This window comes from Helicobacter pylori, assembly GCF_011140715.1.
GTDB lineage: Bacteria > Campylobacterota > Campylobacteria > Campylobacterales > Helicobacteraceae > Helicobacter > Helicobacter pylori_DA.
In genome coordinates this window covers 1-26,824 of the sequence record NZ_SFZZ01000047.1, presented here as the reverse complement: position 1 = coordinate 26,824, position 26,824 = coordinate 1, and the positions used below count along the sequence as shown (strand labels likewise).

Genomic DNA, 26,824 nt, shown 5'->3' with positions numbered 1-26,824 from the left:
CTCATCGCCCATTTGACTTTTCTCAAGCCTTGAATGCTCACATTTTTAAACCACCCCCATTTAATCGCTAAGCGATACAACCCAATAGAGCCATGCAATTCTACGGCAAACAATAAGAAAATATACAAAAGCCAAAAGTTTTGCGTTACAAAACGATAGCTTGAGCCATGAGGCCCGATGCTTTCAGGCTCTGTGAGCATGACAAACAGGTGGATACTCGCTAAGAAAAACATCGCAAATCCGGTTAAGGCTTGGATAAACCACAAACTCGTATCGCCATGCTTCATCAAATGCTTATGGGTTTTAAAAACCTTGTATTGCCTGTAATTGATAGGGAATTTTCTCAAGGCTAAAAAAGCATGCGCGACCAAAATAAGAATAACCCCTGCTGCAACCACGCTCACAATAGCCGGCTCGCCCGCTTTCAAAAACAGACTCCCTTCAAAAAATTTCGCCACTTTATACATGGCTTCATCGCTAATTAAGATGCTAGAGACCAAAAACATGTGCGCTATCATAAAGAGCGCTAAAATCAAGCCTGTAGCACTCTGTAAAAAGTCTAGCTTAGCGTAAATACCGCTCTTTTTAAGCCCTTTACTAGCGCCATAATAACCCTCTATAATCTCTTCTTGTTGCATAAAATCTGCTCCTAAAAACTCAAAATTAACCTAAAATCGCTTGACGCAAAAACACTGCCTTAATTTTACTACATTTGAAATAATTTTTCTTATAAACAAAACCTAAATTGGGAAAAAATTCAATTCAAGGGGGCTATTGTTTAAAATTTACATTTTTTAAACGCTATTAGATATAATAAGAGCTAGTTACCACCTATAAAATAAGGATCGTTCAATGACAAAAATTGCCATGGCTAATTTTAAATCCGCTATGCCTATTTTTAAAAGCCATGCGTATTTAAAAGAATTAGAAAAAACTTTAAAACCGCAGCATTTTGACAGGGTGTTTGTATTCCCTGATTTTTTGGGGTTATTGCCTAATTCGTTTTTGCATTTCACTTTAGGAGCGCAAAACGCTTACCCTAGAGATTGTGGGGCTTTTACCGGTGAAATCACTTCCAAGCATTTAGAAGAACTCAAAATCCACACGCTTTTAATAGGGCATAGCGAGAGGCGGACGCTTTTAAAGGAAAGCCCTAGTTTTTTGAAAGAAAAGTTTGATTTTTTTAAAGATAAAAATTTTAAAATTGTCTATTGTATTGGCGAAGATTTAAAAACTAGAGAAAAGGGTTTAGTGGCTGTAAAGGAATTTTTAAGCGAGCAATTAGAAAATATTGATCTTAATTATTCCAATTTAATTGTGGCGTATGAGCCTATTTGGGCGATTGGCACCAAAAAAAGCGCTTCTTTAGAAGATATTTACCTCACGCATGGTTTTTTAAAGCAAATCTTAAATCAAAAAACGCCCTTGTTGTATGGGGGGAGCGTGAACACACAAAACGCTAAAGAAATTTTAGGGATTGATAGCGTGGATGGCTTATTGATCGGGAGCGCGTCTTGGGAATTAGAAAATTTTAAAACAATCATTTCATTTTTATAAAGGAAAATCATGGGATTTTTAAAAGGTAAAAAAGGGCTTATTGTAGGGGTGGCAAACAATAAATCTATCGCTTATGGGATCGCTCAATCTTGCTTCAATCAAGGGGCTACTTTGGCTTTCACTTATTTGAATGAGAGCTTAGAAAAGCGCGTGAGGCCTATCGCGCAGGAATTGAATAGCCCCTATGTGTATGAATTGGATGTGAGCAAAGAAGAGCATTTCAAGGTGCTATACAATAGCGTTAAAAAGGATTTAGGCTCATTGGATTTTATCGTTCATAGCGTGGCCTTTGCCCCTAAAGAGGCTTTAGAAGGGAGCTTGTTAGAAACTTCTAAAAGCGCGTTTAACACCGCTATGGAAATTTCTGTTTATTCTTTAATAGAGCTGACAAACACTCTAAAACCTTTATTGAATAACGGGGCGTCTGTTTTGACTTTAAGCTATTTGGGTAGCACCAAATACATGGCGCATTACAATGTGATGGGGTTGGCTAAAGCGGCCCTAGAGAGCGCAGTGCGTTATTTAGCGGTGGATTTAGGCAAACACCATATAAGGGTGAATGCCCTATCAGCTGGGCCCATTAGGACGCTCGCTTCTAGCGGGATCGCTGATTTTAGAATGATTTTAAAATGGAATGAAATCAACGCCCCTTTAAGAAAAAATGTGAGTTTAGAGGAAGTGGGCAATGCCGGGATGTATTTGCTCTCTAGCTTGTCTAGTGGGGTGAGTGGGGAAGTGCATTTTGTGGATGCTGGCTATCATGTTATGGGCATGGGGGCTGTGGAAGAAAAAGATAATAAAGCTACGCTATTGTGGGATTTGCATAAAGAACCATAAGGGGTATTGATGAAATTAAGCGAATTGTTGAGCACCTATTCTATTGAAACGGAATTTTCAAACGATTTTGAAGTGCATGCTTTAGCGGAATTGGATAAGGCCACGCCTAATGATATTGGCTATATTGACCAAGCGCGTTACCTTAAACTTTTAAAAGACTCAAAAGCTGGGGCGGTGTTTATCCGTAAAAAAGAATCTTCTAAAGTGCCAAAACGCATGCAAGCTTTAATCGTGGATAACCCGCATCTAGCCTTTGCTAAAGCTTCGCATGCCTTTAAAATCCCTTTTTTTAAAAACCCAGAAAGCGTGAATGAGCCTAAACATTTTGAAAGAGTAACGATCATGCCTAATGTGATGATTGGAGAGGGCGTAGAAATTGGCGAAAATTCTTTGATTTATCCGGGCGTGGTGATCGCTGATGGGGTCAAGATCGGTAAAAATTGCATTTTGTATCCTCGTGTCATTTTGTATCAAAACACGATTTTAGAGGATAATGTGATTATCCATGCAGGCAGTGTGATCGGAGGCGATGGCTTTGGTTATGCGCACACCGCTTTAGGAGAGCATGTCAAAATTGAGCATGTGGGGATTGTTAGGATTCAAAAAAATGTAGAAATTGGAGCTAACACGGCGATTGATAGGGCGGTGTTTGGCGAGACTTTGATTAAAGAGGGCGTTAAGATTGATAATCTGGTTCAAATCGGGCATAATTGCGTTTTAGGCGAACACAGCATCGTTGTTTCTCAAGTAGGCTTGAGCGGTTCTACAACCACTGGCCGTAATGTGGTTTTTGGCGGTCAAGTGGGCATTGGAGGGCATTTGCATGTGGGCGAATTCACTCAAATTGGGGGTAAAAGCGCGGTGGGTAAGGACTTGCCCCCTAACACTAATTTTGCCGGAGCGATCCCTGCTATGGAAATCCATGAGTGGCACCATTTCTTAGCCCATTTAAGAACGAATTTCAGGAAACAGCAAAAAACGAGTTTGTTGCAAAAAGCTAAAGGGTTTTTTAAGTCTTAAAGAATGAAATAAGCTATAATAAGCCCATTTTGAATACGAATGATTATTTTAATAAGGACAACCAATGAAAGATAGTTTTCTTTTCACTTCTGAATCAGTAACCGAGGGGCATCCTGATAAAATGGCTGATCAAATCAGCGATGCGGTTTTAGATTACATTATTGAGCGCGATCAAAAAGCCAAAGTCGCATGCGAAACTTTAGTTTCTAACGGGTTTTGCATGATCACTGGCGAGTTAAAAACTTCTGTTTATGCCCCTATGCAAGAGATTGCAAGAGAAGTGGTTAAAAAGATTGGTTATACAGACGCTCTTTATGGCTTTGATTATAGAAGCGCGGCGGTTTTAAATGGCATTGGCGAGCAAAGCCCTGATATTAATCAAGGCGTGGATAGAGAAGATGGCGAGATTGGGGCAGGGGATCAAGGGCTTATGTTTGGTTATGCGTGCAAGGAGACTGAAACGCTCATGCCCTTACCCATTCATTTAGCGCACCAGCTCACTTTCGCTCTGGCTCAAAAAAGAAAAGACAACACTCTGCCTTTTTTAAGACCTGATGGCAAGTCTCAAGTGAGCGTGCGTTATGAAAACAACAAGCCTGTAAGCATTGATACGATTGTCATTTCCACCCAACATTCCCCAGAAGTTTCGCAAAAACATTTAAAAGAAGCCGTGATTGAAGAGATCGTGTATAAGGTTTTGCCCAAAGAATATTTGCATGACAATATCAAGTTTTTTGTCAATCCTACAGGAAAATTCGTCATCGGTGGGCCGCAAGGCGATGCGGGCTTAACAGGCAGAAAAATCATCGTGGATACTTATGGGGGGAGTTGCCCGCATGGGGGGGGAGCGTTTAGTGGGAAAGACCCTAGTAAAGTGGATAGGAGCGCGGCTTATGCGGCCCGCTATGTGGCTAAAAATTTGGTAGCGAGTGGGGTTTGCGATAAAGCGACCGTGCAGCTTGCTTATGCGATTGGGGTGATAGAGCCGGTGTCTGTTTATGTGAATACGCATAACACGAGCAAGTATTCAAGCGCGGAGCTAGAAAAATGCGTGAAATCAGTTTTCAAACTCACGCCAAAAGGCATTATTGAAAGCTTGGATCTGTTAAGGCCCATTTATTCGCTCACTTCAGCTTATGGGCATTTTGGGCGAGAACTAGAGGAATTCACTTGGGAAAAAACCAACAAAGCCGAAGAGATTCAAGCGTTCTTTAAGCGTTAAAAAATTATTTTAAGGGTAATATTTTAAAAAATTTTTGTATAATCAACAATTCACAAGGAGTTTAAATTGAAACAAAGAACGCTATCTATTATTAAGCCGGATGCGCTTAAGAAAAAAGTGGTAGGCAAAATCATTGATCGCTTTGAGAGTAACGGCTTGGAAGTGATTGCGATGAAACGCTTGCATTTGAGCGTTAAAGACGCTGAAAGCTTTTATGCGATCCACAGAGAGAGACCCTTTTTTAAAGATTTAATAGAATTTATGGTCAGTGGTCCGGTGGTGGTTATGGTTTTAGAGGGTCAAGATGCGGTGGCTAAAAACAGAGATCTTATGGGAGCGACTGATCCCAAACTCGCCCAAAAAGGCACTATCAGAGCGGATTTTGCTGAAAGCATTGACGCTAATGCGGTGCATGGGAGCGATAGCTTGGAAAACGCGCATAATGAAATCGCTTTCTTTTTTGCCGCTAGAGATCTTTAAGATTTAAGGGCGTTTTAAGTAAGCATGCAATTTGAAATGCGTAAAATCGCTTTTAATGCACCTAAAGCGTTTTCTTTAGAGCATGAGGGAGTGGTTTTAGAGGGCGAAGTTGTGCGAGTGGGGGCGAAATTGTTCCGCTTGAAAGCACGCCTTAAGGGTGAATTGATGCTTGTTTGCGATACAAGCGGTAAAGAGTTTAAAAAAAGCCTTGATGAGTCGTTGGTTTTGCATATTTCAGACGGGTTGTGGGATACGCAAAGCCAAAGTTTGGATTTTGATAATTTAGACGTTATTGAATCTTTCAATGGTTTTATTGATTTGAGCGAAATTTTACGCTCTGAAGTGGAGTCTATTAGATTAGACTACCATTATGCAGATTGAAATTAAGGAGAATTTATGGCAGTACCTGATAGAAGAGTGAGTAAGACAAGAGCGGCAAAAAGGCGCACGCATTATAGCGTTAAGTTGGCTAAGCCCATAAAAGCTAAAGATGGCACTTGGAAGCTTCCCCACCACATTAACAAATTTACTAAAGAATACTAATATAAAAGCTATCTTTAATGATAGAAAGTATTTTAAAGGATTGCAACGGATTGCAACAAGCCTTTTAAGGACGCATGATGAAAATTGTAATAGACTTAATGGGGGCTGACCATGGGGTTTTACCCATTATTGAGGGAGTCTCAAGGGCTTTAGAAAATAAGAGTTTTAGTGCGGTTTTAGTGGGGGATAAAGACAAAGCGACCCCTTTTATTTCTAAAGAGTTAGCCAGCAAAGTGGAAATGATCCACACGCAAGATTACATTAAAATGGAAGAAGCCGCCACTGAGGCGATCAAGCGTAAGGAATCTTCCATTTACTTGGGTATGGATATTTTGAAAAATGGGGCTGACGCTTTGATTTCAGCGGGGCATAGCGGGGCGACTATGGGTTTAGCCACCTTGCGTTTAGGGCGTATCAAGGGGGTTGAAAGGCCTGCTATTTGCACTTTAATGCCAAGCGTTGGCAAACGCCCTAGCGTGCTGTTAGATGCGGGAGCGAACACGGATTGCAAGCCTGAATATTTGATTGATTTTGCTCTTATGGGGTATGAATACGCTAAAAGCGTGCTGCATTATGATAGCCCTAAGGTGGGTCTTTTGAGTAATGGCGAAGAAGATATTAAAGGGAACATGCTCGTTAAAGAAACGCATAAAATGCTGAAAGCTTACGACTTCTTTTATGGCAATGTGGAGGGGAGCGATATTTTCAAAGGGGTTGTGGATGTGGTGGTTTGCGATGGCTTTATGGGGAATGTGGTCTTAAAGACAACAGAAGGGGTCGCTAGCGCGATAGGTTCTATTTTTAAAGATGAAATTAAAAGCTCTTTTAAATCTAAAATGGGGGCTTTGATGCTTAAGAACGCGTTTGGTATTTTAAAACAAAAAACCGATTACGCTGAATATGGGGGAGCACCGCTTTTGGGCGTGAATAAAAGCGTGATCATCAGCCATGGCAAGAGCAACGCTAGAGCGGTTGAATGCGCGATTTATCAGGCCATTAGCGCTGTTGAAAGTCAGGTTTGTTTGAGGATTACTCAAGCGTTTGAGAGTTTGAAGCCTAGCGTTTCTGTGCATCAAAGTGATCAGCAAGACGCTTAAAGATGACTATGTTAAGGGGATTGAATGGAATTTTACGCCTCTCTTAAATCCATTGCGATGCATGTTCCAAGCGAGTGTGTGAAAAATGCAGAGTTTCAGCAATTTTTGGATACCAGCGATGAATGGATAGAAAAAAGGACTGGTATCAAAGAGCGCCGTTTCGCTAACGATGAAGAAAAAAGCAGCGATTTAGGGGTAATAGCGGCTAAACAGGCCATAGAGAGAGCGCATTTAACCCCAAAAGACATTGATTTGGTGGTTGTGGCGACTTTAAGCCCTGATTTTTTGGCCATGCCTTCAACCGCTTGCGTGTTGAGTGCGAAATTAGGCATTGAAAACAAGCCGGCGTTTGATATTTCAGCCGCTTGCACGGGTTTTATTTATTTATTATCGGTGGCTAAGGCGTATATTGAGAGCGGGATGTGCGAAAATGTGCTGATCGTGGGGGCAGAAAAAACGAGCAGCGTGTTAGATTTTAAAGATAGGGGGACTTGTATTTTATTTGGCGATGGGGCTGGGGCGTGCGTGATAGGCAGAACCAAGCGTTTAAAAGAAAGCATTTTAGACGTGCAGATTTCAGCGAACGGGAATTTTTCTAATTATCTTTATACGCCAAGGACTCTAAAACCCACGCCCTTTAACGCTAAAGAAGAAGCTTCAGAGCCTTTTTTGTGCATGAAAGGCAATGAAGTGTTTAAACTAGCGGTAAAAACGCTTTTAAAAGATGTGGAAATGATCTTAGAAAAAAACGCTCTCAAACCTGAAGATGTGCGTCTGTTTATCCCGCATCAAGCTAATTTTAGAATCATTCAAGCGGTGCGAGAGCATTTGGATTTTAAAGATGAGCAAGTGGTTTTAACCGTGCATAAATACGGCAACACTTCAGCAGCCAGTATCCCTATGGCCATGTGTGAAGCTTATGAAGAGGGGCGTTTGAAAAAGGGCGATTTAATGCTTTTAGACGCTTTTGGTGGGGGATTGACTTGGGGTTCAGCGTTGGTGTATTTTGGAGGGAGTTAAGAAAAGATTGAAGGAGTATTGATGAAAAAGATATTTTTTTTATTTTTAGTGGTGTTGGGGGGGTTGAAGGCGCAAAGTGATTATTGTAGCGATCATTGTGAAGGCACGCCAGATAGCCGTATCCCTCCTATGGGGTTTCATTTCAGTTTTGTGCATTCAGTGAAATATTATTTGCAAGACCCACAAGAGCGCGATCACAAGCTTAAAAAATGCCACAAAGCCTTTGATTCGACGCTTAAGGTTAATTTTATCACGAAGTCTTTTAAAAAGGATTGTAAGCATGCACAAATGGCTTTAGATCAAGCTCAAAAAGAAACTCCATAAAAGGGGTTTCTTTAGGGATTTTATTCCTTATAGCAGAAATTATTTTTAAAGTAAAAGATGAATAATGTTTAAAGGCATTCTAGTCTTTTTAATACCTATTGTTCTTATTGGGTTAGTATTAACAGCTATTAGAGCTACTATAATGGCATTTAGAGGCGATACTGATGGTTTTTTAGTAGAATATGGGATAAATTTGTTGAATATTTCGGCTATATTCTAGTTACTATAATAATGTTTTTTCCTTATATAATTGGACCAGTTATTGTCATAATATTTATACTTATCTGAGTTAGGTTATATAAGCTTCTTTAACTTTATAAGATGAATAACTGACTATTATTTTTTATATTTTTCTGAACCCAATTCTTCCAATGACTAGTAGCGTCTCAGCTAAAAACGCAGAAACTCAACCAACAACCCATTGAGAACCCAATATAGAAATTAATATTTTTTAGTCTGTTTTTTAAAAATAGGGCTTTGGTTACTTGGTTTGATAGCAAAACTCTTAAGGGGATAGGGGGATATTTTGCGCTTTAATACCCCTTTAATCCCCAACTAAATCCCCCCTAACCCTCTAAGACCGCATTACAAGAAATTACCGCTTGCTAAACAAACTTTTTGATATTAAAAAATTTTTTAGCGTTTTTAAACTTCATTACCAACACCCCATTAGAACAAAAACCAAATTTTATTTGGAAAATTTATGGTAATACTCGCCCTTGTCCGTGATGATTTTAACTTCTAACAATTGGTTAGGCTTGCAATCCAGGCGGTAAAATATCTGTTGCGAGTATTTTAATTCATGATCAAAGAGTTTTTCTTTTTTAAACTTATCGCCAAATTTGGGTTCTACTTTTTTAGTCGCTTCGCACGAATTTCCTCTATTGACAATGAGATTTTTAATTACCACCGGTTCATCGTTCATGGAAGTGATGCTTAAAAGACTAGAGTCCGTCATTTTCCCCATGAGTTTCCCCCCAGTCGCACGATAATCCAGCTTGAAATCCAAATCCTTTGCCCCCACACAAACACCGCTTATCATCAGCAAGCTCAAACACATTTTTTTAAACATCAAAATCCTTTCACTTATAATATTGTGGGGTATTATAATCAAATTTTATGCATTATTTTTTAACCAGCAACGCATTCAGCATTTGATCAAATTTGTGATCCATACGATCCACTCAAACAATTTTTTAAAATTCTCTTTTGTTTCTTCACCCACCACATCGTCTTTCCTGCTATACAAGAGCCTTGTTTTGAACGCCATGGCTAAGTCTCTTTTTTTATTGTTCAATAAATACTTTTGCCTATCTTTTTTGGTAAACAAATCTTCAATTTGTTTGAAATTTTCATCGCAGTCTGAGAGCTGTAAAATTTTGATAGGATCATGCATTTCTTTATTAGCGTTTTTAAATTCTTCGCTTTTTGCTTTTTGTGGGTCAAGGTCAGGGTTATCTCTTTTTATGTCATCATCTATCAAAACAATGGGGTTGTTGTCTAATTCGCAAAGTTTTTGAATGGTTTCTTTCATCTCGTTTGGTTCTTTTTTAAGCCCTAAAATGGGTAAGAAAGTGAAATAAAAGGGGTCGTTTTTGAATTCTCGCTCATTGAAATACAATTTAAAAGCGCTCAAATAGCAATAATCGGTGATGCCTTCCACAAAGATGATTCGGTGTTTTTTAGGATCGCAAAAAACATGCTGGCCCACCCCTAAAGAGCGTTTGATTTTATCTAGGGCGTCGGAGTTTTTGCTCGTATTATTTAAGGGATAGTTAAAATTATTCTTAATCGCAGAGCCTTCTGTTTCTTTTTCTACAATCCTTATTTCATCTAAATGATCCGTATCCACCAAAAAAGGGTCATGGGTGGCTAAAACAAAAGTAACATTATTTTTATGAGCGTATTCTTTTAAAAATTGCCTAAATTCCTTTCTGGCTGGCACGCTCAAGTGGGTAGCTGGCTCGTCCATGACATAAATAATATTCTTGTTAAAACTAAAATTTGATCCCACATTGTAGAGAAAACCAAACACAAAATTAAACGCCCATTGAAAACCGGTGCTTTGCTGGCTTAAAATGATTGGTTTTTGATTGTCGGATTTTCTGCAATCATAAATTTCAAGTTTTATTTTGTATGAACTTTCGGATTCATATTTAACACAGATTCCAAATTGGTAATTATCTTGATGGTCATCTTGAGCGATCGCTAAAAGCTTATTAAATTCTTTTGCGATTAAAGAATCCATTTTTAATTGCATGTTGTATTCCATGATTTCTGCAATGTTTTCTAATATTTCTGTAAAATTTACCTTAAATAAAAGAGAGCTTTTATCATTAAAAAATTCAAGTTGACATACATTGTTATCGCATTCGCCTTTTGCTTCAATATTAAAAGGAAATTCTGATTGTTTGATTTCTTTTAGTGATTCTTGGTTGATTTCTTGCAAGTATTTTTTAGGAATAACAAACGATTTATCAAGACTAAAATAAACTTCTAAATCATTATTTTTATCAAACATTATTTCTAACGCTTGTTCATATTTTAAGTTTTTTTGATCAAAATTTTTATAATTCAAAATTTTCCCAAAAGTATTCCAAATTGTATTAGGATGAAAATCCATTTTTCTAAATAATGAATTTCTAAAGAACCAGTCCGATTCAAATTCAGAAGGGGAAGAATAATTAAGACCAGTAAATAATGCAGTCTCAAGGTCGTTATCTGTGATTTTTAGCTCTTTGTATTCTTTCATGGTTGGCACAAATTTATCCAATGAGTGATCTTTCAAAGGAAAATTAACCCTGTTTCTTAAACCTTGAAACGCTGTATAAGGATTGCACTCTCTGCAATATTCTGCGAACTCAGAATAATTTTTACTTTGTTTGAATTTTTCCTTGTTTGCTTCAAATTTTTGCTTGATTTCATAAATATCTTTGGGGAACAAATGAACGCCACTTTTTTCATCTAAAGTTTTTATATTCTCCCACAGATATTTTCTTGCTGATTCAAAAAAATCACTGTATCTGTATTGTTCGATTTCTGAATTGACTAACAAATCTATCTGCTTCAAATAAAACTGGCACATCATGTATTTCATATCTTTAGACTCATCACTAGCAACATGACTTGTTACATACTCTTTGCATATTTGTTGGATATTGTCTAGCAAAACATCATAATTAAACTTTAGCGTTTTTTGATTTTTGCAGTAATCTTCAATTTCTTTGATCAGCGATTTTTTGGCTTCTTCAAAATCCTTTCTTGTTTTGTTAAGATCTTTTAAAGAATTTTTAATTTTCTTTTTAATGCTGATCATATTTGATCGGAATGTTCTAAATTGCTGTTTAAAATTTTCATTGATAGAGTATTTTTCATCTATTTCTTTAATAATGTCTTTCACTTCAGTTTCTGGTGTGAATTTTGTAAAGTCGGTAGTCTTAAAAATTTCATCTAAACTTTTTAGCTTTTTTAAGATGTCTTCATTTTGTGGTTTGATTTCACCTTCACTAAGTTTTTTAAAATAAGAATAAATTTTTTCCAATTGATTTTGTTTGTGTTGCCCCATGACAAAAAATTCATCTGTGTTGTATTTTTTATCAGGCGTATTGCACTTTTTGATTTCTTTGACACACTGACAAAAATTTTTAATCCATTCGCTATTACCGCTTACATGTTTGATTAATTCTTTGAAAAACAGATTGTTGGTTGCGTTGGCATATTCAGTTACAAGCTCGCTCAATTTTAATTTTTCTTTGTAAAAATGTAAAAATGATTCTAATGAATTGTAAGAAGTTATAAGATTTATAAAATTACTCACAAAAGTGCAAATATTTGAATAGTCGTTATTGTTAGTGGGAATATAAACGCTGTTGCTACATTGTTCCCCTAAAGCTTCTACATGTTTTTCAAAAGGATAGCTGATTAATATTTTTGATAATTCTTTTAATTCTTCGCTAACTCCTTTAGATTGGATCCTCAAATCCACGCAAGAAAAACCTGTGATTTTGTGATCAAGGATTGTTTCTTCTTCTAAACTTAAAAGGGAATCTTTTTCATGGGGTTTGAAATAATCTTCTTCATTACAAAGTTTAATATCCGCATCATTAAAGATTTTTAAAGCTTCTAAAACATTGCTTTTGCCGACATTATTTTCCCCCACTAAAACCACCAACCCCCCATGTTTTTCAAAACTTGAATTTAAAAGCAATTCTGCAGGCGAGTTTTTACCCAAATTCCTAAAATGGTGCAATTTCAAAACACGCTTATGAAGTTTCATGTCTTACCCTTTCAAAACGCAAACTTAATTGATGATGCAAAATTAAACAAAACATGCTATAAAGAAAATTCAAATACTATCATTTTAAGGATTAAAATGCTCACCCAAGAAGATGTCTTGAATGCGTTAAAAACGATCATTTACCCTAATTTTGAAAAGGATATTGTCAGCTTTGGTTTTGTTAAAAACATCGCTTTGCATGACGATCAGTTAGGGCTTTTAATAGAAATCCCCTCAAGCTCTGAAGAAACGAGCGCGATTTTAAGAGAAAATATCTCCAAAGCGATGCAAGAAAAAGGCGTGAAAGCTTTGAATTTGGATATTAAAACCCCGCCTAAACCGCAAGCCCCAAAGCCCGCCACTAAAAATCTGGCTAAAAACATCAAACATGTGGTCATGATAAGCTCAGGCAAGGGCGGTGTGGGTAAAAGCACCACTAGCGTGAATTTAAGTATCGCTTTAGCGAATTTAAACCAAAAAGTGGGGTTACTAGACGCTGATGTGTATGGCCCTAATATCCCTAGAATGATGGGCTTGCAAAACGCTGATGTGATCATGGATCCTAGCGGTAAAAAACTCATTCCTTTAAAGGCTTTTGGCGTTTCTGTGATGAGCATGGGGCTTTTGTATGATGAAGGGCAGAGTCTCATTTGGAGAGGACCCATGCTTATGCGAGCGATTGAGCAGATGCTAAGCGATATTATTTGGGGGGATTTAGATGTGTTGGTGGTGGATATGCCCCCAGGAACAGGCGATGCGCAACTCACGCTAGCCCAAGCTGTGCCTTTGAGTGCAGGAATCACCGTTACGACGCCTCAAATAGTGAGTTTAGATGACGCTAAACGGAGTTTGGACATGTTTAAGAAACTACACATTCCTATTGCGGGCATTGTAGAAAATATGGGGAGTTTTGTGTGTGAGCATTGCAAGAAAGAGAGCGAGATTTTTGGCTCAAATTCCATGAATGAGTTGCTAGAAGCTTACCACACGCAGATTTTAGCCAAGCTCCCTTTAGAGCCTAAAGTGCGTTTAGGGGGGGATAAGGGCGAACCGATTGTGATTTCTCACCCTGATAGCGTGAGCGCTAAGATTTTTGAAAAAATGGCAAAGGATTTGAGCACTTTTTTAGACAAAGTGGAAAAGGAAAAACTAGCCGATAATAAGGATATTCAGCCCACGCAAACGCATGCTTGCTCGCATTAGTTTTGAAAGGGGTTTTAAAAAACCCTTTTAAAAAACCCTTTTAACCAATCGCTTTACTTTTTGTTTGGCTTTAAAAAGCAAAAATTCTACAAGGAGTTTAGAAGAAAGCCTAGGCAAAAGAAATTCAAAAGAATGCCGTTTGTCTGAAAAAGACAGGATTTTATTAAGAGCGTGGATTTCTTGGGTTTCTTTATCCCTATTTTGAAGGGATTCAAAGAGGTGATCTAAAAAAGAAGCGTTAAAATAGGCGTCTTTAAAAGGCGTTTGAATCAACGCTTCATGCCATTTTTTCGCGCCAATGACGCTTAAGAGTTTCCAGGGTTTATCGCCCCAAAAATGCAGCATGCGTGCTTCTTTAATGCTAGGGAATGAGGGCGTATCAAGGAAACTGGGGTGGGCATTGTATGAATAAGGCAATTCTAAAATCCTACCACGGCACACAAAACACAAAGCGTCTTGATCGCTAAATAAAAGTTTTTCATTTTTCAAAAGGAAAAATCCAATCAATTGGTTTTCAAGATTTTCTTTACGCCATGATTTTAAATTTAAGGCTAAAAACCCAGCGTTAAAGTAGTTGTCAAAAAGGATTTGCGCTTCTTCTAAGTTAGGGAAAGCGTCAGCGACACCGATAGATTTTGCGTGCATTTGGCGTAATTCGTATAAATCCTTAGCCGAATTCCTGTTCATAGCGATCAAATCTTTTTCCCTCACAGCCCCAAAATAATGCGATTCAAGGGGGATAAAAAAGCTCTCGCTCATATCATCCACAAACAAAGTGTCCACATCAAACATGATCATCTTTTCATATTGAGGGAAAAGGGAGGCAAAAAAGAAACGGCACATGATCATTTTAGAAAAGCGTTTTTGCGAAAAAGCATTGAGTTTTAAATACAATTTTTTAATTTCACTCGCTATTAAAGCGTCAAGCTTGTAATAATTGTGGCGTGGTTCTAATTCTTCATCGGTAATATCCAAAAACTCTATGCTAGAAAAAGCGCTAAAAGGAGCGATTGTTTCTTCTAATTTGGCCACATTCTCTGGGCTTAAACCCTCCACCAAACAATGGATTTTATAAAAGAGTTTTACTCTCTCTCTCGTTTGGCGTTTGCTAGCATGGAAAATAAGCTCACGCCAGCAGGGATACAATAATTGTTATCAAAAGCCACAACAATAGGGACAATCTCTTGCATGCATAATCCTTAAATCTTTAAATTGAACCCGCTTTTTTGTAAAAAGGGGGATTTTTGTCATTTTATCGTTTTTTTTTTTTTTTCAAAACAACAATAAGCGAGCGGCTTGCGAGTTTGTTTCATGGCATAATATTAGAATTCAATAGAAAAGGTGTTTAGTAAAAGGGTGCTTAATCAAAAAGTTTGGCTAGGGTTTTTAGCTTTGAATGGGGTTTTTCTCAACGCTTTTGAGTATCAAATCAGCGCAAGAGTGGGATCATTTTCACGCATCGCTTTCAACCAGTCGGTTATCAATTCAAAAAAAGGGATTTATCCTACAGGGAGTTATGTAACCACTACCGGGGCTTTACAAGTTGATGTTAGTTTGCTCCCTAAAGGGATTGAAAACCACAAACTGGGTTTTGGGGTGGGGGGCGAAATAGGATCGTTAGCTTATGATTCCACGAAGTTTTTGATTGATGAAGCCAACCCTAAGGCAGGGTTTCAGCCGGCGAACTGGTATTACATGGGGCGATGGGAGGGCTATTTGATGCAACACAGCCAAAATTGGACCAGAGAGCAAAAGGCTCAAAACGCTAGGCCTTATGTGTTATACAATTTGTATTTAGATTATCAATATAAGGACATTTTTGGGATTAAACTAGGGCGTTACCCCTCTAAGGCTTTGTTTTTGAGCGGGTTTAATCAAGGGTTTGAGCTTTTTTACCGGTGGAAAAAGTTTAGGGTAGAGTGGTTTAGCACCTTTGGAAGGGCTTTAGCCAATGAACAATACATTAGGGATTTTTACGCCCCTGTCAATTACAAGCAAAAAACCAACTACGGCATGCACAATTTCAACCTCATTTACGAAAATAAATACATTAGGATCGCGCCTTTTATTTGGTTTTACCCTAAAAATTTTAACGCTCCTGGATTTGAAATCACCCATGACACAAAATCTTATTGGAAATCTCTTTGGCGCATCCAAACGACTTTTTACGCATGGTTTCCTCTCTATAGCGATTATTTGTCTAAAGATTATTACAGAGCCGCTTTAGTGGGTAAAAAAAGCGCGAGTTTGTTTGTGTTTCAAAGGATCAATTTCCGCTCTTATCGTTTTGGCTGGAGCGTGTATAAGAATTTTGGGAACGCGAGCGTTCAATTAGGCTGGAATGGCTCGCCAGCGGATCCTTTTTATGACACGAAAGACGACACCCCTTATGAAGACGCTTATTCCAATTTTTACAACGCTAATTCCATAACCATTAACGCTTTTGTAGGGAAGAGCGTTAAGAATCTTTTGGTGCAATTGTATGGGAAATTGACCTATTCCCCAAGGGCTGATTCGCAAAGCTTAGGGGTTACTTTTAAATACAACCTTAAAAAACATATCTATTTAATGCTAATGTTTAATGGCTATCAAATCACGATGCATAAGGGTTATAAGGTAGGGTTTTTTACAGGCGGTTATAACCCTGATTTCGCTCAAACCATTCAAGATAGAAGCTATTTTATGAGCTCTATGAGTTATCGTTTTTAAGAAATTAACCATTCTTTCATGTTATTTTTTTAGCCATAGCATACCCCTTTAAAGCGCGCTTTTATTGTATAATCTTAAAAATTTTATTAAAGGAAAAGATCAATGTCTAATCAAGAATACACCTTCCAAACTGAAATCAACCAGCTTTTGGATTTGATGATCCACTCTTTGTATTCTAATAAAGAGATTTTTTTAAGAGAGTTGATTTCTAACGCGAGCGACGCTTTGGACAAGCTGAATTATTTGATGCTAACCGATGAGAAATTAAAAGGGCTGAATATCACGCCTAGCATTTATTTGAGTTTTGATAGCCAGAAAAAGACCTTAACGATTAAAGATAATGGTATAGGCATGGATAAAAGCGATCTCATTGAGCATCTAGGCACGATCGCTAAATCAGGCACGAAGAGCTTTTTGAGCGCTTTGAGCGGGGATAAGAAAAAAGATAGCGCACTGATTGGCCAGTTTGGCGTGGGCTTTTATTCGGCGTTCATGGTAGCGAGTAAGATTGTCGTTCAAACCAAGAAAGTTACCAGTCATCAAGCTTATGTATGGGTGAGCGATGGTAAGGGCAAGTTTGAAATCAGCGAATGCGTTAAAGAGGAGCAAGGCACAGAAATCACCCTCTTTTTAAAAGAAGAAGATTCTCATTTTGCGAGCCGTTGGGAGATTGATAGCATTGTTAAAAAGTATTCTGAGCATATCCCTTTCCCTATTTTTCTAACTTACACCGATACGAAATTTGAGGGCGAAGGGGATCATCAAAAAGAAATTAAAGAAGAAAAATGCGAGCAGATCAATCAAGCGAGCGCTTTATGGAAAATGAATAAGAGCGAATTAAAAGACAAAGATTACAAAGAGTTTTACCAATCGTTTGTGCATGACAACAGCGAACCTTTGAGCTATATCCATAATAAAGTGGAAGGCTCTTTAGAATACACAACGCTTTTTTACATCCCTAGCAAAGCACCCTTTGATTTGTTTAGGGTGGATTATAAAAGCGGGGTCAAACTTTATGTTAAAAGGGTGTTTATCACTGATGATGACAAAGAATTGTTGCCCTCTTATTTGAGGTTTGTTAAAGGCGTGATTGACAGCGAAGATTTGCCCTTGAACGTGAGCCGTGAAATCTTACAGCAGAATAAGATTTTAGCCAATATCCGTTCGGCTTCAGTGAAAAAGATTTTAAGCGAGATTGAACGCTTGAGCAAGGATGAAAAAAATTACCATAAATTCTATGAGCCTTTCGGGAAAGTGTTAAAAGAAGGCTTGTATGGGGATTTTGAAAACAAAGAAAAACTTTTAGAATTGTTAAGATTCTATTCTAAAGACAAAGGAGAATTGATTTCTTTAAAAGAATACAAAGAAAATTTAAAAGAAAATCAAAAAAGCATTTACTACCTTTTAGGCGAAAATTTAGACTTACTAAAGGCGTCCCCGCTTTTAGAAAAATACGCTCAAAAAGGCTATGATGTTTTGTTATTGAGCGATGAAATTGATGCGTTTGTGATGCCAGGCGTGAATGAATACGATAAAACGCCCTTTAAAGACGCTAGCCATAGCGAGAGCCTGAAAGAGCTTGGTTTGGAAGAAATCAACGATGAGGTAAAAGAGCGGTTTAAAGATTTAATGAAAGCGTTTGAAGAAAATCTTAAAGATGAGATTAGGGGCGTAGAGCTTTCTAATCATCTCACTTCAGCGGTGGCTTTAATAGGCGATGAACCAAATGCGATGATGGCTAATTTTATGCGTCAAATGGGTCAAAGCGTGCCTGAAAGCAAGAAAACTTTAGAATTAAACCCTAACCATGCGATTTTGCAAAAACTCTTAAAATGCGAAGATAAAGAGCAGTTGAGCGCTTTTATCTGGTTGCTTTATGATGGGGCGAAACTTCTAGAAAAAGGGGCTTTAAAAGACGCTAAAAGCTTTAACGAGCGTTTAAATAGCGTGCTATTGAAGGTGTTGTAAGGAGATAAAACCCTTTTAAGGGTTTGAATAAAAATGCTTAAATCTTTCAAACACTAATAGAAAAAGGGGCTTTGAAAGACGCTAAAAGCTTTAACGAACGCCTAAATAGCGTGCTATTGAAAGTGTTGTAGGGGTTAAAAACCCTTTTTAAGGGTTTGAACAAACTCGCTTTAACCTTTCAAGCACCAATCTCAAAACGGCGTTTGGAATGAACGGATTCGATAAAAGTCTTTTATGATCATTAAAAGATTGGTTCGTGGGGTTCGTGTTTTTCATTAAAACATTAAAAAGCGTAAAAGCCAGCTAAACATGGCGTTTAGCTTAACTTTATTAAAACTAAAGTTCTATTTTCAATTCCTTGAGAGCGTCGCATGCTTCTTTAACGCCTGATTTGCAACCTTTTTTAAAGTTTTCTACCGCTTGCTTTTCGTCCTTTGCCGTGCCTTGAGCGTTGTATTGCATAACCCCTAAATTATAACACCCCCTACCATCGTTCAACTCGCATGCTTTAGAATAACGAACGATAGCCTCCTTAAAATTCTTTGTTACACTATATATGTATCCTGCATTAATGCACCCGGGACTGTCTTTTAAATCGCAAGCTTTTTCATACAAATCAAGAGCCTTTCTTAAATCCTTAGGCGTGCCTACGCCATAATGGTGTAAGCTTCCTAATACCATACACCCTTCAGCATGGTTTAAGTCGCAAGCTTTAGAGTAATATTGTGAGGCTTTTTTAGAGTCTTTAGACACGCCTTGTCCGTTATAGTATAAATTGCCTAACAGGTTACACCCATAACCATCATTTAATTCACAACCTTTAGTGTAAAATTGGATGGCTTTTTTCAAGTCTTTTCCCACTCCTTTCCCTTCTTCATAGAACGCCCCTAAAAAAACACACCCAAAGCCATTTTTTAACTCACAAGCTTTTTCAAAATGCGTTTTAGCTTGAGCGAAATCTTGCTTCTTTGCACTCTCTATGCCTAAATTCACAAGCTCTTTAGCGTCTGGCTCTGCCATTAACCATCTCAAACACAATGCGCCCAAACACAAGACCCCAAAAAGGGTTTTTTTAACGCTTCCTAGCATGATATATCTCCTATAAAAAAATGCGATCCTTTATAATTGTAACCAAATATTGACGATTAAAGCTTTATTGAAGCTTTATTGATGAGATGAATAAAAAAATTATTTTTCTTTTAACTGCGTGTTGTTTGAGTTTAATTGCTATGCTAAAAGGGATGCTTCTGAAGATAGGGCTTAAAAGAGTTTGTTTTAAAAAGTTGGTTGAGCCACCCCTTTAAGAGTGGTTTGGTAAGAGCTTTAAAGTAATTAAAGTAATTAAAGTAATTAAAGTAATCTAAAAAAAGGAGAAGAACATTATAAAGCTTTGGTTACTTTGTCAAGCATTCCACACTCTTATAGACCATGATAAATGGATACTGGCATGCTAAAGCTTGAGTTGGTTTAGTGGTTTTTATCAGCGAAAAAGGCGTTGGTATTAAAAGCAAAAACCCTTACACCAAAACTATTATTATACACCCCTTTATTTCTCGTTTAAATCCTCTAAAACCCCCAAAAACACTTTTTCTAAAAGCTCTAATTCTTTCAAGCTCACTCTTTCATCAATGGCATGGATCCTGTCATTAATAACGCCAAATTCCACCACTTCTATACCATAAGCGCTAAAAAATCGCGCATCGCTCGTGCCGCCTTTGGTGTTTAAAAGGGGGGTGGTGTGGCATGTTTTTAAAATATTTTCTTTTAAAACGCTGGTAAGCTTTGAATGAGAAGCCGTGATGAAAGGCGAACTGCTTGACTCTAATTCTAAAATGTGAGGCAAATCTTTTAAAACTTTTTCTAAATATTCTTTCAAACTTTCTTTGGTGGTTTTTAAAGAATGGCGCGCATTAAAGGTAATTTCTACGCTTGCTGGAGTCACATTGTTAGCCCCTAACCCTGCGTGCAAGTTGGTGATGACTAATTTTGAAGGGTCAAAACACTCATCGCCATTGTCTAAATGAACTCCTGAAATCAAAGGCAAAACCGAAGCGAGCGTATCAATAGGGTTTTGGCATTTTTGCGGGTAAGCCACATGCCCTTGAACGCCTTTTAAAATGAGTTTGCCATTAATGGAGCCTCTTCGGCCAATTTTGATGCTATCGCCTAGGACTTTTTCGCAAGTGGGTTCAGCCACAATCGCCATATGGGGCAACAAATCTTTTTCTTTGAGTTTTTCTAACATGAGCCTAGTGCCAAAAATCCCTGGCCCTTCTTCATCGCTCGTGAGTAAAATAGAAAGCAAAAAAGGGGTTTTAGGGTTAAAATTTAAACTCGCGCTCAAAAACGCCCCCACGCCCCCTTTCATGTCTTGCGCCCCACGGCCGTATAAAAACCCTTCTTTAATAATGGGTTTAAAGGGATCGCTTTGCCAATTATCTCCAGGAGGCACGACATCAATATGCCCTGCAAAGCAAAAATGCAAGGGCTTAACATTTTCTTTTATATGTTCTTTTTCTGCATGCTTTTCTTCTGCATGCTCTTTGGGGGGGTTAAAAATGCGGTATAAAAAAAGGTTTTTCACGCCATTTTCCCCATACTCTAGGGTTTTAAAAGCAGGAAAAAGCGATTTAATGTATTCAAAAATACCGCATTCTTTAGGCGTAATGGTGGGGTAGCTGATGAGTTTTTGGGTGATTTCTAAAGCGTTCATTAAAAATCCTTTAAGAGTTTTTTCTCAAATGGATGTATAAATGCAAAACATCTAAATTCGCCGGGGTGATCCCGCTGATTTCTGAGGCTTCAAAAAGGCTTTTGGGGCGGAATTTTTCTAATTTTTCTACCGCTTCTAAGCTAAGGCCTGGAATGCCTTTAAACACAAAATCTTTAGGGATAGACACTTTGAGCATGCTATCCATTTTAGCGATATTTTCGTGTTGTTTTTCAATATAAATATTATACTTGCATTCAATTTTAATCTGCTCTAAAACCCGCTCATTCAAGGGGGCTAAAAAGCTAAAAAAGGAGCGCATTTTTTCTATATTAAAACTATCGCGCGCTAAAAGGCTAACGCCATCAACCTTGTCATTGATAGGGTTTTCATCTAATTCACTCAAGCGTTTTAGTGCTTCTTTGCTAGGGGTAAGGACGCATTCTTTAAGGCGTTTCAAGTTTTCTTGTATTGCTTGTTTGTCTTCTTCTAATTCCTCATAAAAATCCTGTTCCATAAGCCCTAAACGATAGGCATGCTCGCCTAACCTAAAAAGCGTGTTGTCTTCTCTTAAAAGCAAGCGGTATTCGGCCCGGCTAGTAAACATTCTGTAAGGCTCATTCGTGCCTTTAGTAACCAAATCATCAATCAAAACGCCGATATAGGCTTCATTGCGCTTTAAAATAAAGGGGGCTTGATTCTTTAGAGCCAATACCGCATTAATCCCAGCCATAAGCCCTTGAGCCGCCGCTTCTTCATAGCCGGTAGTCCCATTGATTTGCCCGGCCAAATAAAGCCCTTTGATTTTTTTGGTTTCTAAAGTGTGGGTTAATTCTGTAGGCTGGATAAAATCATACTCTATCGCATAGCCATAGCGCGTGATGAGGGCATTTTCTAATCCTTTGATAGAATGAATGACTTTTTCTTGCACATCTAGGGGCAAAGAGGTGCTTAAGCCGTTGATATAATATTCGCTTTTGTGAATGGTTTGAGGCTCTAAAAACAGCTGGTGGCGTTCTTTTTCGCTGAAGCGGTTGATTTTATCTTCAATGCTAGGGCAATACCTTGGGCCTATGCCTTCAATTTGACCGCTAAATAGGGGGGCTCGGTGGAAATTATCCCTAATGATTTGGTGGGTAATGGGGTTAGTGTAAGTGATAAAACATGAGAGTTGGGTGGGGTTAAAATCTTTGGTTTTATAGCTGAAATAGGGAGGGTTTGCATCCCCAAAATGCTCCTCTAAGCCTTCAAAGTTAATGCTATTGCCTGCCACTCTTGGGCAAGTGCCGGTTTTTAACCTCTCCACCTTAAAGCCAAGCTCCCTTAAATTCAAGGCTAAAGAATTAGAAGCGTTTTCCCCAAAGCGCCCGTTTTGGTTTTGGTGCTCGCCAATATGCACCACTCCTTTTAAAAAAGTGCCTGTGGTGATGATCACTTTTTTAGCTCTATAAGTGTTGTTAATGTTCGTGGTTACGCCCACTACCTCATCGTTTTCAAGGATTAAACTTTCGGTCATTTCTTGAGAGACGCTCAAATTAGGGGTGTTTAAAACAAGGTTTCTTGCCAAAATGCGGTAAGTATCCATATCAATTTGCGCTCTAGTCCCCCTAACCGCCGGCCCTTTAGAAGCGTTTAACACACGATATTGCAAACCGCTATGATCCGTAATAATCCCCATAGCCCCCCCTAAAACATCCACTTCTTTAGTCAAATGCCCTTTACCCAAGCCCCCAATGGCTGGATTACAGCTCGCTAAACCGATCGTGTCTATGAGCATGGTGATTAAATGCACTCTAACCCCCATTTTGGCTGCAATCAAGCTCGCTTCAACGCCTGCATGCCCCCCACCAACCACTAAAATATCACTTTCTTTTACCACTCTTTTTCCTGTTTTGATTTTATTTTTCTAAAACCCTAGTTTTAAAAAAGTTTTATTGTAGCATGTAGGTTAGTAATTTTAAAGGGTAAAACACCATGGAAAATCATTCGCATGCCAATACGCATACCGATACGAACGCTGATGATAAAAGCACCAAGATCGTTCGTTTGTTGGGTCTCATAGGGGGGGCGTTAATCGCGCTTATTATCTATTACGCTTTAGACGCTCAAATGCCTCATATTGTAGAAGAAATCCCCAAGCTCAGTTCTTTGAATTATAAGGCGATGCCTGTTGTGGCTGGGGTGGCTGTTTTAATGGGGATATGGTGGATGACTGAAGCCATTGACTTGCCCGCAACCGCGCTTTTACCTTTGGTGCTTTTTAGCGTCTTTAGCGTGGATCAATTCTCTAGCGTTAGCGCTTCTTACGCATCGCCCATTATCTTTCTTTTTATGGGAGGGTTTATTTTAGCTTTAAGCATGCAAAAATGGAACTTGCACACCCGCATCGCTTTAAGCATTATTTTATTAGTAGGCACAAGCCCTAGGAGGTTGATTTTAGGTTTCATGATAGCCACAGGCTTTTTGTCTATGTGGGTGAGTAATACCGCAACGGCGGTGATGATGTTTCCTGTTGGCATGAGCGTTTTGCAATTAGTCGCTAAACTGGTGGGTAAAGAAAACGCCTCTAATGCATTCTATCAAAAAGAAGAAATCACCAAAGCGCATGGGGGTATTATGAGTAATATCGTGCATAAGGGCAAAGACATTACCCAAGTCATTCAAGAAAAGACTACTATCTATCGCACGAATTTCAGTATTTGCTTGATGCTTGGCATCGCTTATGCGGCTTCTATTGGCTCTTTAGGCACTTTGATTGGCACGCCGCCTAACGCTTTATTGGCCGGCTATATGAAAACCGCTTTCAATATTGAAATTGATTTCGCTCAGTGGATGGTGTTTGGAACACCATTAGCCTTCATCATGCTCATTTTATCGTGGCTCTTGCTCACTTATGTGATTTTCCCTTTAAAGATTAAAGAAATCCCAGGGGGTAAGGAAGTCGTTAAATCAGAGTTAAACAAACTAGGCCGTTTGAGTCAGGCGGAAATCTCGGTGGGGATTCTTTTTATATTAGCGTCTTTAGGGTGGATTTTCTTAGATACGATTTTAAAATCTTGGGGCATTAAGATAGATAAGATTGATTCAGTGATCGCTATGGGGGTTTCTGCGCTTTTATTTATTTTGCCCGCTAACAATCAGGGCGATAGGCTCATTGATTGGGGTGTTGCTAAAAAACTCCCTTGGGATGTGCTGCTTTTATTTGGCGGTGGGTTAGCTTTGAGCACGCAATTTTCTAAAACCGGGTTGAGTTTGTGGATCGGGCATTTGGTTTCTGGCTTTTCGCATTTACCGATTTTATTCATCATTGTCATGGTTACTTTAATGGTCATCTTCTTAACCGAAATCACTTCTAACACCGCCACCGCTGCGGCGTTTTTGCCGGTGATTGGAGGGGTGGCGGTAGGCATGGGTTATGAAAACCACCAAAGCTTGTTATTGACTATTCCTGTGGCCTTGAGCGCGACTTGCGCGTTCATGCTCCCTGTGGCCACCCCACCGAATGCGATAGCTTATGGCTCTGGGTATGTTAAAATAACGGATATGATTAAAGCCGGCTTGTGGCTTAATTTAGTGGGCGTTGTTTTGATTAGCGCGTTTAGCTATTTTTTAGTTTCGTTAATATTTAATTGATTAAGGAAAAAAGTGAAAGAAGAGTTATTTAAAGAAAAGTCTCGTTACATTACAGGGGTTGTTTTAATCGTTGTGGCGGGCTTGATTTTGTATGCGGACAATTTGTTGTTGTTTTGGGCGGTTTTAGGAGGGATTTATGCGGTAGGGTTTTCTGAAGCGTTAAGGTTGTTCCAGGTCAAAGCGAGCTTTAGCTTGTATTTCATTTTGGTGTTGTCATGGGTGGCGGCGTATTTTAACGGGCATCCTGTAGAATGCGCTCTTATTAGTGCCATGGTCATGGCTAGCGTCATCGCTTATCAAAAAGCGCACCACAGCGAAGCCATTTTACCCTTTTTGTATCCGGGCGTTGGGTTTTTTGCGCTTTTTGGGGTTTATAAGGATTTTGGCGCGGTAGCGATCATTTGGCTTTTAGTAGTGGTGGTCGCAAGCGATGTGGGGGCGTTTTTTGGAGGCAAGCTTTTAGGCAAAATCCCTTTCACGCCCACTTCGCCGAATAAAACCTTAGAGGGTGCGTTGATTGGCGTTGTTTTGGCGAGCGTTTTAGGATCGTTTGTGGGCATGGGGAAATTGAGCGGAGGCTTTTTTATGGCGCTCTTTTTTAGTTTTTTAATCGCTCTTATGGCGGTGTTTGGGGATTTGTATGAAAGCTATTTGAAAAGAAAGGTCGGGATCAAAGACAGCGGTAAGATTTTACCCGGGCATGGGGGCGTTTTAGACCGATTGGATTCCATGCTTTTTGGGGCTTTGAGCTTGCATGCGTTGTTGTATTTTTTAGAAGTTTGGAAAGAAACGGCGGTGTTTTTAGGGGATTGAATGGTTGTTTTAGGAAGCACCGGCTCTATTGGGAAAAACGCCCTAAAAATCGCAAAAAAATTTGGCGTAGAAATAGAGGCCTTAAGCTGTGGGAAAAATATCGCTTTAATCAATGAACAAATCAAAGTTTTCAAACCCAAGAAAGTGGCAATCTTAGATCCTAACGATTTAAATGATTTAGAGCCTTTGGGCGCGGAAGTGTTTGTGGGGTTAGACGGCATTGATGCGATGATAGAGGAGTGTGTTTCCAATTTAGTCCTTAACGCCATTGTGGGCGTAGCCGGATTGAAAGCGAGCTTTAAAAGCTTACAAAGGAACAAAAAACTAGCCCTAGCGAATAAAGAGAGTTTAGTGAGCGCGGGGCATTTATTAGACATTTCACAAATCACGCCCATTGATAGCGAGCATTTTGGTTTGTGGGCGTTGTTGCAAAACAAGACTTTAAAGCCTAAATCTTTAATCATTAGCGCGAGTGGGGGGGCTTTTAGGGACACGCCCTTAGATCTTATCGCTATTCAAAACGCGCAAAACGCACTCAAGCACCCTAATTGGAGCATGGGGGATAAAATCACCATTGATTCAGCGAGCATGGTCAATAAACTTTTTGAAATTTTAGAAACTTATTGGCTTTTTGGCGCGTCTTTAAAGATTGATGCGCTGATTGAAAGAAGTTCTATCGTGCATGCTTTGGTGGAGTTTGAAGACAACTCTGTCATCGCACATTTAGCGAGCGCGGACATGCAATTACCCATAAGTTACGCCATTAACCCTAAATTCGCTTCTTTGAGTGCTTCCATTAAGCCCTTAGATTTATACGCTTTAAGCGCGATTAAATTCGAACCCATTAGCGTGGAGCGCTACACTTTGTGGCGTTATAAAGATTTGTTGTTAGAAAGCCCAAAGCTTGGCGTGGTGCTGAACGCGAGCAATGAAGTGGCGATGAAGAAATTTTTAAATCAAGAAATCGCTTTTGGTGGCTTTATTCAAATTATTTCTCAAGCCTTAGAATTGTATGCTAAAACGCCTTTCAAGCTTTCTAATTTAGATGAAGTGCTAGAATTAGACAAAGAAGTTAGGGAGCGTTTTGGAAGTGTAGCGAGAGTGTAGTATAATGAAAGTTTTGCTTTTAATAGCGTTTTATTTCAATTAGGAGTTTTTATGGGGTTAAAAAATACAATCAAGGGTTTTATTAAAGAGAGGATGCCCTTTGTGGTGAGACGCGTTCGTAGTTTTAAGGGGGCTAAGAACGCTTATTGTGAAATCAATCATGAAATTAAAGAAATGTTAGAGGCTAAAAAACTTCGTTCTCTTCAAGAAGAAGCTTTATTCAACCATGACCATCAAGAAAGCGTGTTTTTAGCTATCGCTTCTTTAAACAATGAAAGTTTCATTGAATACAACAAGAGTATTTA

General features: G+C 38.7%; 25 protein-coding genes. 17 read left to right on the top strand and 8 right to left on the bottom strand.

Going from position 1 to position 26,824, the window contains the following annotated elements; all coding sequences use genetic code 11:
• On the bottom strand, nucleotides 1-638 hold a 638-nt coding region (locus tag EWZ81_RS04180; RefSeq protein WP_165549117.1), incomplete at its 3' end, for a fumarate reductase cytochrome b subunit.
• A 214-nt stretch (nucleotides 639-852) separates the two neighbouring features.
• On the opposite strand from EWZ81_RS04180, the gene EWZ81_RS04175 reads away from it, so the two are divergent.
• The 10 genes from EWZ81_RS04175 (at nucleotide 853) to EWZ81_RS04130 (ending at nucleotide 8,100) form a co-directional block, all read left to right on the top strand.
• Entirely contained in the window at nucleotides 853-1,557 is a 705-nt protein-coding gene (locus EWZ81_RS04175; RefSeq protein WP_165549116.1) for a triose-phosphate isomerase, read from the top strand.
• A gap of 9 nt (nucleotides 1,558-1,566) precedes the next feature.
• Nucleotides 1,567-2,394 (top strand): enoyl-ACP reductase FabI, encoded by an 828-nt coding sequence (gene fabI, locus EWZ81_RS04170; protein WP_000506228.1) that lies wholly within the window; start codon nucleotides 1,567-1,569, stop codon nucleotides 2,392-2,394.
• 9 nt (nucleotides 2,395-2,403) lie between these two features.
• A complete protein-coding gene (gene lpxD, locus EWZ81_RS04165; RefSeq protein WP_165549115.1) occupies nucleotides 2,404-3,414 on the top strand; it encodes a UDP-3-O-(3-hydroxymyristoyl)glucosamine N-acyltransferase in 1,011 nt (336 codons plus the stop codon).
• Nucleotides 3,415-3,478: 64 nt separating this feature from the next.
• Nucleotides 3,479-4,636, top strand: coding sequence for a methionine adenosyltransferase (gene metK, locus EWZ81_RS04160; protein WP_000655140.1), 1,158 nt, complete (start codon nucleotides 3,479-3,481; stop codon nucleotides 4,634-4,636).
• A gap of 66 nt (nucleotides 4,637-4,702) precedes the next feature.
• Nucleotides 4,703-5,116, top strand: coding sequence for a nucleoside-diphosphate kinase (ndk, locus tag EWZ81_RS04155; protein ID WP_015085425.1), 414 nt, complete (start codon nucleotides 4,703-4,705; stop codon nucleotides 5,114-5,116).
• Between the two features lie 24 nt (nucleotides 5,117-5,140).
• Entirely contained in the window at nucleotides 5,141-5,497 is a 357-nt protein-coding gene (locus EWZ81_RS04150) for a DUF177 domain-containing protein (RefSeq protein ID WP_001159199.1), read from the top strand.
• 15 nt (nucleotides 5,498-5,512) lie between these two features.
• Complete coding sequence (rpmF, locus tag EWZ81_RS04145; protein WP_000290428.1) at nucleotides 5,513-5,659, top strand: 50S ribosomal protein L32; 147 nt, start codon at nucleotides 5,513-5,515, stop codon at nucleotides 5,657-5,659.
• A gap of 77 nt (nucleotides 5,660-5,736) precedes the next feature.
• Nucleotides 5,737-6,756, top strand: a complete 1,020-nt coding sequence (gene plsX / locus EWZ81_RS04140; protein ID WP_001900630.1) for a phosphate acyltransferase PlsX — start codon at nucleotides 5,737-5,739, stop codon at nucleotides 6,754-6,756.
• 24 nt (nucleotides 6,757-6,780) lie between these two features.
• Complete coding sequence (locus EWZ81_RS04135; RefSeq protein ID WP_165549114.1) at nucleotides 6,781-7,776, top strand: ketoacyl-ACP synthase III; 996 nt, start codon at nucleotides 6,781-6,783, stop codon at nucleotides 7,774-7,776.
• 21 nt (nucleotides 7,777-7,797) lie between these two features.
• Entirely contained in the window at nucleotides 7,798-8,100 is a 303-nt protein-coding gene (locus EWZ81_RS04130) for a hypothetical protein (RefSeq protein ID WP_079295046.1), read from the top strand.
• A 688-nt stretch (nucleotides 8,101-8,788) separates the two neighbouring features.
• Here the strand turns inward: EWZ81_RS04130 and EWZ81_RS04125 are convergent.
• Nucleotides 8,789-9,172: a hypothetical protein gene (locus EWZ81_RS04125; RefSeq protein WP_000473909.1), complete on the bottom strand. Its 384-nt coding sequence runs from the start codon at nucleotides 9,170-9,172 to the stop codon at nucleotides 8,789-8,791.
• A 75-nt stretch (nucleotides 9,173-9,247) separates the two neighbouring features.
• Nucleotides 9,248-12,376, bottom strand: coding sequence for an AAA family ATPase (locus EWZ81_RS04120; RefSeq protein WP_165549113.1), 3,129 nt, complete (start codon nucleotides 12,374-12,376; stop codon nucleotides 9,248-9,250).
• On the opposite strand from EWZ81_RS04120, the gene EWZ81_RS04115 reads away from it, so the two are divergent.
• The gene (locus tag EWZ81_RS04115; RefSeq protein WP_165549112.1) at nucleotides 12,341-13,579 is read left to right on the top strand and encodes an Mrp/NBP35 family ATP-binding protein; all 1,239 of its coding nucleotides are present in this window, start codon (nucleotides 12,341-12,343) and stop codon (nucleotides 13,577-13,579) included. The two genes, EWZ81_RS04120 and EWZ81_RS04115, sit on opposite strands and share 36 nt — an antisense overlap.
• A gap of 27 nt (nucleotides 13,580-13,606) precedes the next feature.
• On the opposite strand, the gene EWZ81_RS04110 is transcribed toward EWZ81_RS04115, so the two are convergent.
• Both EWZ81_RS04110 and EWZ81_RS08460 read right to left on the bottom strand, forming a co-directional pair.
• A complete protein-coding gene (locus tag EWZ81_RS04110) occupies nucleotides 13,607-14,611 on the bottom strand; it encodes a glycosyltransferase family 8 protein (RefSeq protein ID WP_341846693.1) in 1,005 nt (334 codons plus the stop codon).
• A gap of 50 nt (nucleotides 14,612-14,661) precedes the next feature.
• Nucleotides 14,662-14,769: a glycosyltransferase family 8 protein gene (locus tag EWZ81_RS08460; protein WP_001156388.1), complete on the bottom strand. Its 108-nt coding sequence runs from the start codon at nucleotides 14,767-14,769 to the stop codon at nucleotides 14,662-14,664.
• A 166-nt stretch (nucleotides 14,770-14,935) separates the two neighbouring features.
• On the opposite strand from EWZ81_RS08460, the gene hofA reads away from it, so the two are divergent.
• Together hofA and htpG are read left to right on the top strand one after the other, a co-directional pair.
• Nucleotides 14,936-16,288, top strand: coding sequence for an outer membrane beta-barrel protein HofA (gene hofA, locus EWZ81_RS04105; RefSeq protein ID WP_165549110.1), 1,353 nt, complete (start codon nucleotides 14,936-14,938; stop codon nucleotides 16,286-16,288).
• Between the two features lie 102 nt (nucleotides 16,289-16,390).
• Nucleotides 16,391-18,256: a molecular chaperone HtpG gene (gene htpG, locus EWZ81_RS04100; protein ID WP_165549109.1), complete on the top strand. Its 1,866-nt coding sequence runs from the start codon at nucleotides 16,391-16,393 to the stop codon at nucleotides 18,254-18,256.
• Nucleotides 18,257-18,592: 336 nt separating this feature from the next.
• Here the strand turns inward: htpG and hcpA are convergent, their stop codons facing one another.
• From hcpA to mnmG, 3 genes are all read right to left on the bottom strand, one after another.
• On the bottom strand, nucleotides 18,593-19,345 hold the full coding sequence (hcpA, locus tag EWZ81_RS04095) for a Sel1-like repeat protein HcpA (protein ID WP_165549108.1): 753 nt from the start codon (nucleotides 19,343-19,345) through the stop codon (nucleotides 18,593-18,595).
• A gap of 457 nt (nucleotides 19,346-19,802) precedes the next feature.
• Complete coding sequence (dapE, locus tag EWZ81_RS04090) at nucleotides 19,803-20,969, bottom strand: succinyl-diaminopimelate desuccinylase (RefSeq protein WP_165549107.1); 1,167 nt, start codon at nucleotides 20,967-20,969, stop codon at nucleotides 19,803-19,805.
• Nucleotides 20,970-20,979: 10 nt separating this feature from the next.
• Entirely contained in the window at nucleotides 20,980-22,845 is a 1,866-nt protein-coding gene (gene mnmG / locus EWZ81_RS04085; RefSeq protein WP_165549106.1) for a tRNA uridine-5-carboxymethylaminomethyl(34) synthesis enzyme MnmG, read from the bottom strand.
• Nucleotides 22,846-22,940: 95 nt separating this feature from the next.
• On the opposite strand from mnmG, the gene EWZ81_RS04080 reads away from it, so the two are divergent.
• The 4 genes from EWZ81_RS04080 to EWZ81_RS04065 form a co-directional block, all read left to right on the top strand.
• Nucleotides 22,941-24,599 (top strand): SLC13 family permease, encoded by a 1,659-nt coding sequence (locus tag EWZ81_RS04080; protein ID WP_165549105.1) that lies wholly within the window; start codon nucleotides 22,941-22,943, stop codon nucleotides 24,597-24,599.
• Between the two features lie 12 nt (nucleotides 24,600-24,611).
• Nucleotides 24,612-25,412 carry a phosphatidate cytidylyltransferase gene (locus EWZ81_RS04075; RefSeq protein ID WP_165549104.1) on the top strand — a complete coding sequence of 267 codons (801 nt, stop codon included), beginning with the start codon at nucleotides 24,612-24,614 and terminating at the stop codon, nucleotides 25,410-25,412.
• On the top strand, nucleotides 25,413-26,519 hold the full coding sequence (gene dxr / locus EWZ81_RS04070; RefSeq protein WP_165549103.1) for a 1-deoxy-D-xylulose-5-phosphate reductoisomerase: 1,107 nt from the start codon (nucleotides 25,413-25,415) through the stop codon (nucleotides 26,517-26,519). It abuts the gene before it with no gap.
• A 51-nt stretch (nucleotides 26,520-26,570) separates the two neighbouring features.
• A partial coding sequence (locus EWZ81_RS04065; protein ID WP_165549102.1) for a beta-1,4-N-acetylgalactosaminyltransferase occupies nucleotides 26,571-26,824 on the top strand: 254 nt, incomplete at its 3' end.